The sequence below is a fragment of the Sphingomonas sp. CCH5-D11 genome (genome assembly GCF_001557395.1).
GTDB lineage: Bacteria > Pseudomonadota > Alphaproteobacteria > Sphingomonadales > Sphingomonadaceae > Sphingomonas.
In genome coordinates, this window is the sequence record NZ_LSKH01000134.1 from 1 (window position 1) to 10,313 (window position 10,313).

Annotated in this window: 12 protein-coding genes and 1 pseudogene; 12 read left to right on the top strand and 1 reads right to left on the bottom strand. The window is 66.4% G+C overall.

Going from position 1 to position 10,313, the window contains the following annotated elements:
* From AX702_RS22025 to AX702_RS08870, 9 genes and pseudogenes are all read left to right on the top strand, one after another.
* Window positions 1-145: pseudogene (locus tag AX702_RS22025) on the top strand (acetylglutamate kinase); the annotation flags it as partial.
* A 67-nt stretch (window positions 146-212) separates the two neighbouring features.
* Window positions 213-512, top strand: a complete 300-nt coding sequence (locus tag AX702_RS08835) for a YggT family protein (RefSeq protein ID WP_066778606.1) — start codon at window positions 213-215, stop codon at window positions 510-512.
* 32 nt (window positions 513-544) lie between these two features.
* On the top strand, window positions 545-811 hold the full coding sequence (locus AX702_RS08840; RefSeq protein ID WP_269450382.1) for a DUF167 domain-containing protein: 267 nt from the start codon (window positions 545-547) through the stop codon (window positions 809-811).
* Window positions 808-1,677, top strand: a complete 870-nt coding sequence (folD, locus tag AX702_RS08845; RefSeq protein ID WP_066778607.1) for a bifunctional methylenetetrahydrofolate dehydrogenase/methenyltetrahydrofolate cyclohydrolase FolD — start codon at window positions 808-810, stop codon at window positions 1,675-1,677. The genes AX702_RS08840 and folD overlap by 4 nt, the downstream gene beginning before the upstream one ends.
* Window positions 1,678-1,679: 2 nt before the next feature.
* The gene (locus tag AX702_RS08850; protein ID WP_066778611.1) at window positions 1,680-2,276 is read left to right on the top strand and encodes a hypothetical protein; all 597 of its coding nucleotides are present in this window, start codon (window positions 1,680-1,682) and stop codon (window positions 2,274-2,276) included.
* Entirely contained in the window at window positions 2,273-2,890 is a 618-nt protein-coding gene (locus AX702_RS08855; protein WP_066778613.1) for a MarC family protein, read from the top strand. Before AX702_RS08850 ends, AX702_RS08855 begins: the two co-directional genes overlap by 4 nt.
* 105 nt (window positions 2,891-2,995) lie before the next feature.
* The gene (acs, locus tag AX702_RS08860; protein WP_066778615.1) at window positions 2,996-4,933 is read left to right on the top strand and encodes an acetate--CoA ligase; all 1,938 of its coding nucleotides are present in this window, start codon (window positions 2,996-2,998) and stop codon (window positions 4,931-4,933) included.
* A 126-nt stretch (window positions 4,934-5,059) separates the two neighbouring features.
* Window positions 5,060-5,983 carry a sulfotransferase domain-containing protein gene (locus AX702_RS08865; protein WP_066778618.1) on the top strand — a complete coding sequence of 308 codons (924 nt, stop codon included), beginning with the start codon at window positions 5,060-5,062 and terminating at the stop codon, window positions 5,981-5,983.
* 149 nt (window positions 5,984-6,132) lie between these two features.
* The gene (locus tag AX702_RS08870) at window positions 6,133-6,357 is read left to right on the top strand and encodes a hypothetical protein (protein ID WP_066778619.1); all 225 of its coding nucleotides are present in this window, start codon (window positions 6,133-6,135) and stop codon (window positions 6,355-6,357) included.
* Window positions 6,358-6,773: 416 nt separating this feature from the next.
* Here the strand turns inward: AX702_RS08870 and AX702_RS08875 are convergent, their stop codons facing one another.
* The gene (locus tag AX702_RS08875; protein ID WP_066778621.1) at window positions 6,774-8,507 is read right to left on the bottom strand and encodes a fatty acyl-AMP ligase; all 1,734 of its coding nucleotides are present in this window, start codon (window positions 8,505-8,507) and stop codon (window positions 6,774-6,776) included.
* A 134-nt stretch (window positions 8,508-8,641) separates the two neighbouring features.
* Between AX702_RS08875 and AX702_RS08880 the strand changes: the two genes are divergently transcribed.
* The 3 genes from AX702_RS08880 to AX702_RS08890 all read left to right on the top strand — a co-directional run bounded on the left by AX702_RS08880 (window position 8,642) and on the right by AX702_RS08890 (window position 10,286).
* Window positions 8,642-9,166 (top strand): regulatory protein RecX, encoded by a 525-nt coding sequence (locus AX702_RS08880; RefSeq protein WP_066778623.1) that lies wholly within the window; start codon window positions 8,642-8,644, stop codon window positions 9,164-9,166.
* A 67-nt stretch (window positions 9,167-9,233) separates the two neighbouring features.
* Window positions 9,234-9,797, top strand: coding sequence for a cold-shock protein (locus AX702_RS08885; RefSeq protein WP_331710389.1), 564 nt, complete (start codon window positions 9,234-9,236; stop codon window positions 9,795-9,797).
* A 3-nt stretch (window positions 9,798-9,800) separates the two neighbouring features.
* Entirely contained in the window at window positions 9,801-10,286 is a 486-nt protein-coding gene (locus AX702_RS08890) for a DUF192 domain-containing protein (RefSeq protein ID WP_066778625.1), read from the top strand.
* The last annotated feature ends 27 nt before the right edge of the window (window positions 10,287-10,313 follow it).

Below are 10,313 nucleotides of genomic sequence, written 5' to 3' on the forward strand. Positions count from 1 at the left end.
CATGATCCCGAAGCTGGAAACCTGCGTCGCGGCAGTCGAATCCGGCGTCGACGCGGCGGTCGTGCTCGACGGCCGGGTGCCGCACGGCATGTTGCTGGAAATCTTCACCCGCCGCGGGGCCGGCACGCTGATCCGCAAGGCTTGATCGGCCCGCGCTTCATGCCCAACTGTGCTAACGGAATGATACACCCGAACGGAGATTGCCCTTGTTGATGCTCACCATCGTCCAGATCCTTCAGGTCCTGCTGAACGTGGTCTGGTGGGTCATCGTCATCCAGTTCGTGTTGTCGCTGCTGGTCGCGTTCAACGTCGTCAACATGCAGTCCAACTTCGTCCGCTCGCTGTATCAAGGCCTCGATCGCCTGACCGAGCCGATGTACCGGCCGATCCGCCGCATCCTGCCGCAGACGGGCGGCATCGATTTCGCACCGGCGGTGGTGCTGATCGCCATCGCGGTCCTCACCATCATCCTGAACAATGTGCAGGCCAGCGTCGTAATGGGCGGCATCTGAGCGCGTGGCGGATCAGCGATAACGGCCTTACCATCGCCGTCCGCCTGACGCCGCGCGGCGGACGCGACGCGCTGGAGCCTGGCCCGCCCGAACATTTCGCGGCGCGGGTCAGCGCGCCGCCGGTCGATGGCGCCGCCAACGTGGCGCTGATCGCCTTGGTGGCCAAGACATTCGGCGTCTCGCGCGGCGCGGTACGCATCACCGGCGGCGAGACGGCGCGGCTGAAACGATTGTTCGTCATGGGCGATCCCGCCGCGCTGGCGCGCATCGCCGCGAGCCTCTATGGCCAGCAGGCATGACGGCACGGAACATCGACGGAAAAGCATTTGCCGCCGGCCTGCGCGCACGCGTGGCCGAAGGCGCGGCGGAGATCATGGACAAGGCGGGGCGCAAGCCGGGGCTTGCCGTGGTACTGGTGGGGGAAGATCCGGCATCCGCCGTTTATGTCCGTTCGAAGGGCAAGGCGACGGTCGCCGCCGGCATGGAAAGCTTCGAACACCGGCTGTCGGCGGATACCAGCCAGGAAGCGCTGGAGGCGCTGGTCGACCGGCTGAACACCGATCCGGCAGTGGATGGCATTCTGGTGCAACTGCCGCTGCCGCGCCACCTGAACGAAAGCGCGATCATCACGCGCATCAATCCCGACAAGGACGTGGACGGCTTTCATCCGGTGAATGCCGGGCGGCTGGCGACTGGCCTGCCGGGCTTTGTGCCTTGCACGCCGCTCGGCTGCCTCCTGCTCCTGCGCGACGTGCTTGGCGATCTTTCCGGCAAGGATGCGGTGGTCATCGGGCGTTCCAACATCGTCGGCAAGCCGATGGCGCAGCTGCTGATCGGCGACAGCTGCACCGTCACCGTCGCCCATTCGCGCACCCGTGATCTGCCTGATGTGGTGAAGCGGGCCGATATCGTTGTCGCCGCCGTGGGCCGCGCAGGCATGGTGAAGCCCGACTGGATCAAGCCGGGCGCCACCCTGATCGACGTGGGTATCAATCGGACCGAGACGGGACTGGTCGGCGACATCGACCCGGCCTGCGCCGAGGTGGCGGGCGCGATGACCCCGGTGCCCGGCGGAGTGGGGCCGATGACCATCGCGGTCCTGCTGCGCAATACCTTGGTATCCGCCGCACGCCGCGAGCGCGTCTCCCTTTCGCAGGACATCTGAGCGTGCTGCTCGCCCTGCTGCTGGCGGGTGCCGCGCCGCAGACCGCGGTGGATGCGGAACGCGCCTTTGCCGCCGACGCGCAGAAGCTGGGGCAGTGGACTGCTTTTCGGAAGTGGGCGGCGAAGGACGCGATCTTTCTGCCGCCGAATCCGGTCGCCGTCGCGCTGAAGGATGCGCCGGATCCGCCGGTGGCGGTCGATTGGTGGCCGACCGCCAGCTTCGTTTCATGCGATGGCACTACCGCGGCGAATACGGGCGGAGCGCTGTGGCCCGGCGACCGATCGAGCTACTTCTCGACCATCTGGCGCAGGCAGGCTGATGGCGCATGGCGCTTCCTGCTCGACCATGGCGCTGACCTGACCGCCCCGCGTGCCCGGATGGCACAGCCGGTGGTGCGCCAGGCGTCCTGCACGGGAACGCCGACCCACGATGCCGAAGCGGACGATGATGGCGGCGCCTCCGCCGATGCCACGTTGCGGTGGCACTGGCGCGTCGCGCCGGAGGGCGGACACCGCTTCACCGTGCAGTTGTGGACAGGTGCTGGCTATGAAACGGTGATCGACGATCAGGTCCCCGCGCCGCGGCCGAAACGTTCATGATCGAACTCTACATTTCCGCCCTCATCACCTTCTTCGTGGTGATCGATCCGCCCGGCTGCGCGCCGATCTATGCCGGGCTGACCAGCCGCGCCGGCATCGCCGAACGCCGGACCATGGCCATCCGGGCGGTCGGCGTGGCGGCGGCGATCCTGCTCGTCTTCGCGCTGTTCGGCGAAAAGCTGCTCAAGGGCCTTGGCATCGAACTGGCGTCGTTCCGGATCGCCGGGGGTGTCATGCTGTTCCTCATCGCGCTGGAAATGGTGTTCGAGAAGCGCACCCAGCGCCGCGAGGATCGCGCTGCGAGCATCACGCCGGAGGAGGCGGAAGACGTCTCGATCTTCCCCATGGCGATGCCGATGATCGCCGGGCCGGGCTCGATCGCCAGCGTCATGCTGCTGATGGCGCGCAACGACGGTCTGGAGCGATCGCTGGTCGTGCTGGCGGCGCTCGCCACGATCCTGCTCCTGACGCTCGCCGCGCTGCTTGCCGCGGGGCCGCTGATGCGCCTGCTGGGCCACAAGATCGAGGCGGTGATCACGCGCCTGCTGGGCGTGCTGCTGGCCGCGCTTGCGGTGCAGTTCGTCATCGACGGTGTGCTGGAGCAGATCCGCTGACCTGACGTGATGCCGCGACGTTCGACGATCGCGGGCGATTTCGCGTCCAAGACGGTTGCCAACCCTCCTTTCCCGCGGCCATCAGGCGGGAAAAGGAGATGATGCATGGCCGAGCAGCTGCTGTACCCCGTGCCCAGCGAATGGGCCGCCGAGGCGAAGGTCGATTTCGCCGCTTATGAGGCGATGTACGCGGCCGCAGCGGCTGATCCCGACGCCTTCTGGCTGGAACAGGCGCAGCGGCTCGAATGGATCAAGACGCCGACGGTCGCAGGCGAATGGTCCTTCGACGAGGCGGACTTCGGGATCAGCTGGTTCAAGGACGGCATGCTCAACGTGGCGGCCAACTGCCTCGACCGCCATCTGGCGACCCGCGGCGATCAGACCGCGATCATCTGGGAACCGGACGAGCCGGGCGAGGAGCCCCGGCGCTACACCTATGCGCAGCTCCACCAGGAGGTCTGCCGCTTCGCCAATGTCCTGAAGGGGGAGGGTGTCGGCAAGGGCGATAGGGTCACCATCTACCTGCCGATGATCCCCGAGGCTGCCTTCGCGCTGCTCGCCTGCGCCCGGATCGGGGCCATCCATTCGGTCGTGTTCGGCGGCTTTTCGCCCGACGCGCTGGCCGGCCGCATCCAGGATTGCGATTCGCGCGTGGTGATCACGGCCGATTGCGGCCGGCGTGGTGGCAAGCGGATCCCGCTGAAGGCCAATGTCGACGCCGCCGCGCCGCGTGCCCCCAGCCTGGAAAAGGTGATCGTCATCAAGGCGACCGGCGACCAGGTGCCGATGCATGATCGCGATGTCTGGTATCACGAGGCCGCGGCCAACGTATCGGCCGATTGCGCGCCCGAGCCGATGAAGGCGGAGGATCCGCTGTTCATCCTCTACACCTCCGGTTCGACGGGCAAGCCCAAGGGCGTGCTGCACACCACCGGCGGCTATCTGCTCTGGGCCAGCTTCACCCATGATCTCGTGTTCGATCACCGGCCGGGCAACGTCTTCTGGTGCGCGGCCGACATCGGCTGGGTCACGGGGCACACGTATGTGATCTATGGCCCGCTGGCGAACGGGGCCACGACGCTGATGTACGAGGGTCTGCCCAACTGGCCGGACGCGAGCCGCATCTGGCAGGTAGTCGACCGGCATCAGGTGCATACCGTGTTCACCGCGCCGACGGCGCTGCGCGCGCTGATGAAGGAAGGCGACGCACCGGTGAAGGCGACCAGCCGCAAGAGCCTGAAGCTGCTCGGCACGGTGGGCGAGCCGATCAATCCGGAGGCGTGGCGCTGGTATCATGAAGTGGTGGGCGAGGGGCGTTCCCCGATCGTCGACACCTGGTGGCAGACGGAGACCGGTGGCGCGCTGATCGCCCCGCTCCCCGGCGCGACCGATCTCAAGCCCGGTTCCGCCACCAAGCCGTTGCCGGGCGTCCATCCGCAATTGGTGGACGAGAATGGCCAGGTGCTGGACGGCGCGGTCAGCGGCAATCTGTGCATCACCGCGAGCTGGCCGGGGCAGATGCGCACCGTCTGGGGCGATCACGACCGCTTCTTCCAGACCTATTTCACGACCTATCCCGGCAAATATTTCACCGGCGACGGGTGCCGCCGTGACGAGGACGGTTATTACTGGATCACGGGCCGGGTGGATGACGTGCTCAACGTCTCCGGCCACCGCATGGGCACCGCGGAGGTAGAAAGTGCGCTGGTTCTCCACCCGAAGGTGGCGGAGGCGGCCGTGGTGGGCATGCCGCATGACGTGAAGGGGCAGGGTATCTACGCCTATGTCACGCTCAACTCGGGCGTTGCCGCGGCCGACGACCTCGCGGCGGAGCTGCGCCAATGGGTGCGTCGCGAAATCGGGCCGATCGCCAGCCCCGACGCTATCCAGTTCGCGCCTGGCCTGCCCAAGACCCGCTCGGGCAAGATCATGCGCCGCATCCTGCGCAAGATCGCGGAAGGGGAGGTGGAGAGCCTCGGCGACACGTCCACGCTGGCTGATCCGGGCGTCGTCGACGATCTGGTCGCAAACCGGGCGCAATAAGTAGCGACCAAGCTGCGACCGACGGGCAAGTATTTGAAGCGGCGCGATTAAGTGAAATCGCGTCGCTTTGACGCTGGCCGCGCTTCATGATTAGCCATCGACGTTCCTTTCAAGGGGAGGTCGATCATGACCCATGCTTTCGCACTGCCGGTAAAGACCCGCGAGTTTCAGAACCATCATTTCGATTCCACGATCTGGAATGACTTCACCTTTCGTGACGACGACATCATCGTTTCCACTTACGGCAAGTCGGGGACAACCTGGACCCAGCAGATCGTGGCCCAGCTGCTGTCCGGCGGCGACGCCGCCTTTGCCGTTGCCGAGCTGTCGCCCTGGGTCGACATGCGCATTCCCGGCCGGGACGTGCTGCTGCCGATGCTGGAAGCGCAGTCCCACCGCCGTTTCCTGAAGACGCACCTGCCGGTCGACGCGCTCGTCTTCTCGCCGCGGGCCAAATATATCTATGTCGGCCGCGATGGGCGCGACGTGGCATGGAGCCTGTACAACCACTATCGCGCCTTCACGCCCGAGGCGCTGTTGCTGATCAACGATACGCCGGGCCGCGTCGGGCCGCCGATCCCGCCGGCGGGCGATGACGTCCACGCCTTCTGGCGCACCTGGTTTGCGCAGGACGGCGCGCCTTTTTGGTCCCTGTGGGAGAATGTGCGCAGCTGGTGGGCGATCCGCCATCTCCCGAACGTGCTGATGCTGCATTTCGAGGATCTGAAGCGTGATCTTCCGGGCGAGATGCGCCGGATTGCCGCCTTCCTCGGCATCGCCGTCGACGAGGCGCGCTTCCCCGTGCAGGTGGAGCATTGCACCTTCGACTGGATGCGGCGGCATGGCGAGGCCGTTGTGCCGATGGCCGGCGCGATCTTTGAGAACGGCACTCGATCCTTCATGAACAAGGGTACGAACGGCCGCTGGCGCGATGTCCTGACGGTCAGCGAAAGCGCCGCTTACGAGTCGCGAGCGCGGGCGGAACTGGGGCTGGAATGCGCCCGCTGGCTGTGCGACGGCGATGCCCAGATGCTGCCCTTGGCTGCCTGACGATCGTCGCGGCGCCTCCGTCACACGATTCAACGAGGATTCCGCGCGCTTAGTCACGCCAGCGCGGAGAATCGCTTGACGTGCGTCAAGACTCACTGTCCACCTACCCCATAATATCCACCATGCCGTAAACCCTTGGGGGGGTCGCATTGGGTCAGCAAGACGACGGCGCTTGGCTCACCGCTGAGCTGTTAGAACGCATCCTGGGTTCGGCACGGGCGGCAGGCCCGCATCTGATGATCTCGCGCGGGGATTGTCAGCAGACGCTTGACGCCCTGACCCGGCAAGGCTGGGTGCAGGAAAAGCGCGGGCATATCGTGCTGACCGCCAAGGCACGCGCGCGGCGGCGTACGACGGAAGCGCAGGCCGCCTGAACGGGGGCGGGCGGCGCCCTCCAGCGATCGTGATCGGCTTTCGGACCCAAGTTGGGAGCTTTGCGAACCGCTTCGGCGGCGCCCACAATCCGCTTTATCCCGGCCCCATTGCCGGGTTCCACTGCACTGCGCACCCAAAGGTTTGACGTTTGCGGCTTGGTGGATGCCAGGACGAGCCCGGCACGACGTGCAGAATTTCGCAAGAATTCTAGAAAGACCGTCGCCTGGTCAGGCGACAGACTCGGCATGCGCAGCGCACGTTACCACTGCCTTGCGGCTAAGCCTGCCCTTCGCCGGAAGGGTAGTCCTGATCAGCTCGGGTGAGCTTTAGCTGAAACCGTGTGCTGCGCCTTGCTCGCCATCGGGCATGGCAAGCGGCGGCGGAGATGTCCCCGCCGCTGATCAAACCCTGCGCCTCAGGCAGCGACGGCGTAAGGCTTGATTTCGCCCGACAGATACAGATTGCGCGCCTTGGCGCGGCTCAGCTTGCCCGAGCTCGTGCGCGGCAGCGTGCGCGGCGGGATCAGCTCGATCACGCAGTTCATGCCGGTCACCGCACGCACGCGATCGCGGATCTCGTCTCGCAGGCGGCTGCGCTCCTCATCGTCGGAGGTGCGGCACTGCACCAGCACTGCCGGTGTCTCTTCGCCGCCCGGGGTGGTAATGGCGAAGGCGGCAATATCGCCCTGCTTGAAGCCGGGGAGCTGCTCCACCGCCCATTCGATGTCCTGCGGCCAATGGTTGCGGCCGTTGACGATGATCATGTCCTTCGCCCGGCCGACGATGTAGATATAGCCGTCCGAGAGATAGCCCATGTCGCCGGTGTCGAGCCAGCCGCCCTTCATGCAGGCGTCGGTCGCTTCGGGATCGCGGAAATAGCCGACCATCACCGATGGGCCGCTGCACCACACCTTGCCGATCGCGCGTTCGGGGAGCGGCGTGCCGTCTTCCTCGCGGATCTCCACCTTCATGTCGCGCACCGGCTTGCCGCAATTGACGATCGCGCGATAGCGCTGCGGACGGTCCTGCCCGGCGGGCACGCCCGAAAGCTGTGTCTCCTCGACCAGCTCAACGCGAATGCCCTCGCCTGGCGGCATGATCGACACGGCGAGCGTCGCCTCGGCGAGGCCGTAAGAGGGGAGGAACGCGCGTGCTTGGAAACCGGCATCCGCGAAGGCGTCGACGAAGCCCTGCATCACGTCGGGCCGGATCATGTCGGCGCCATTGCCCGCGAGCCGCCAGCGCGACAGGTCGAACCGGTCGGCGGCCTTGGTCTGGCTCGACATGCGCCGCGCGCAGATATCGTAGCCGAAGGTCGGCGAATAGCTGATCGAGGTGCCCGGGTTGCGGCTGATGAGGTCGAGCCAGGCGAGCGGGCGCCGCGCGAAATCCTCGGTCTTCAGGTAATCGACCGACACTTGGTTGGCGATCGGCGACAGGAAGCAGCCGACCAGACCCATGTCGTGATACCAGGGCAGCCACGAAATGCAGCGGTCGCTCTCGATCAGCTCCATGCCGTGCGCATGTGCCGCCAGATTGTTCAGCAGCGCGTGATGGGTGATCGCCACGCCATGCGGGAAGCGCGTGGAGCCGCTGGAATATTGCAGATAGGCGATATCGTCGCCCGAGGCCGCGGGCAGCGCCACAGGCTCCGCCGCGCGCGACAGCAGATCGCCCCAGTCGACGCCCGTCGTGCCGGTCGCGGCCGCGGCGGCGCCGGCCATTTCCGACAGTTCCGGCGGATAGATCAGCATCACCGGATCACAGCTTTGCAGCTGCACGCGAAGCTGGTCGATATAGGATTCCTTGCCGCCAAACGACGTCGGAAGGGGGAGCGGCACCGGCCAGGCACCGGCATAGACCGTGCCGAAGAACAATGCGGCGAATTCCGCGCTGGTTTCCGCAACAAGCGCAACGCGGTCGCCAGGCGCGATCCCTGCGGCGATCAGGCGAAACGCCGCCGCCTTCGCGTCGGTTTGCAGCTCGCGAAACGGGTACGGGCGGACCAGCGTGCCGCGCGCATCGTGGAAGTTCAGCCCGCGCTCGCCCTGCGCCGCATAGTCGAGCGCTTCGCCAAGCGTGGCGAAGTCGGCGAATCGGCGCGGCTTCGAATCGCTGCTCGGGGTGGGGATCAGGGTCGCGCTCGTCATGTTTGTTTTGCTCAAAATCTCGCTCGTGGTGCCTCGGGGGCGCCGACGCTTATCAGGACGGCCACGTGCCGGGCCGGGCATCTGATAGAACGCCACGTTCAAATTCCAATGTCACTGTGGCAACAAGAAGGCGGATGACCAACGATCGACGCTCTCCGCCGCCGCTGGACGCCGCCAAGCTGGAGGCGCTGGCGTTGCGCTATGTCGAGCGGTTTGCCACCACGCGCGGCAAATTGGCGAGCTATCTTGCGCGAAAGGTGCGGGAACGGGGATGGACCGGCGCCCCTGTCGATCCGGCCGAGCTTGCGGATCGGATGGCGGGCCTGGGCTACATCAACGACGGTTTGTTCGCCGAAGCGCGGGCGCGTTCGCTTACCCGCCGGGGCTATGGCGTGCGGCGCGTATCCCAGGCGCTGCGTGCGGCCCATGTGGAGGAAGACGATGTCGCCCCCGTGCTGGAGCAAAGCGCGGCCGAGGCCCTGTCGAGCGCCCTGGCGCTTGCCCGCCGCCGCCGCTTCGGCCCCTTTGCGCAGGTACCGGCCGATGATCGCACGCGCGAACGGCAGATCGCGGCCATGTTGCGTGCAGGCCATTCCTTCATCCTCGCGCGGCGCATCGTTCAGGCGGCACCGGGAGAGGTGCCAGAGGGCGATCAATGATAACGGTATCCACTCTGCGTGTTGTGCAGCGCGACAACCATGCTAGCGTGTTTTTCCGGGGGAATGGATGAACATGCGCAGCGACCCGCCTGAGGACGGTGATGAAACTGGCGCCTTGCTGAGCGAGGATGATGGCGTGCGCGTTGCGGGCACGCTGAAGTGGTTCGACGTGACCCGCGGCTTCGGCTTCCTGGTGCCCGATGAGGCGGAGATCGGCGATGTGCTGATTCATTTTTCCGTTCTTCAGCCGCTTGGCCGCCGTAGCTTGCCGGAAGGCACCCGGATCAGCGCCGTCGCGATCCGGCGCGAGCGCGGCTATCAGGCGCGCGAAATCCTGACGATCGACACCTCCACCGCCGTTGAGCCCGCCCCCCGGCCGGTCAACCGGGTCGACCCGTTGACGCTGATCGACGAAGCCGGCGACTGGGAGCCGGTGTCGGTGAAGTGGTTCAATCGCCTGAGGGGATATGGTTTTCTCGTGCGGGATGGCGCGCCGGGCGATATCTTCGTGCATATGGAAACGCTGCGCCGCGGCGACATTGCGGAAATCCTGCCCGAGGAGCGGCTGCGCGCGCGGGTGGTTGACGGGCGCAAGGGGCCGATGGCGGTCAGCGTCGTACGGGAGAATTAAACAATGAAGCTTCACGGCCTGGCGGCGCTGGCGCTGCTGATCGGCGCGTCGGCCTGTACCGGTCGCGATGCGGCGGCGACAGCGGGGAATGAGGCGGCACAGGCGCCGCTTACCGAGGTGACCATCGCCAGCGCGAATGGGCGGCACGTCTTCCGGGTGGAAATCGCCGACACGGTCGCCAAGCAGCAGCGCGGCCTCATGTACCGGACGGACATTCCCAAGGACGGCGGCATGTTGTTCGCACCCTATCCGCCCGAAGGCGGCGGCCCGCGGGAGGCGAGCTTCTGGATGCGCAACACGCCCTCTCCGCTCGACATCATTTTCATCCGTGCCGATGGCACCATCGCGCGCATCGCCGAGAATACCGTGCCCTTCTCGGAAGCGCAGGTTCCTTCGGGCGAACCGGTCGCGGCGGTGCTGGAGCTGAACGGCGGCCGCTCGGCCGAGCTCGGCATTGCGGAAGGCGACAAGGTCACCTGGGCAAAGTGAGCGGCGGCGCCTCCCGCCGCTTGGGGG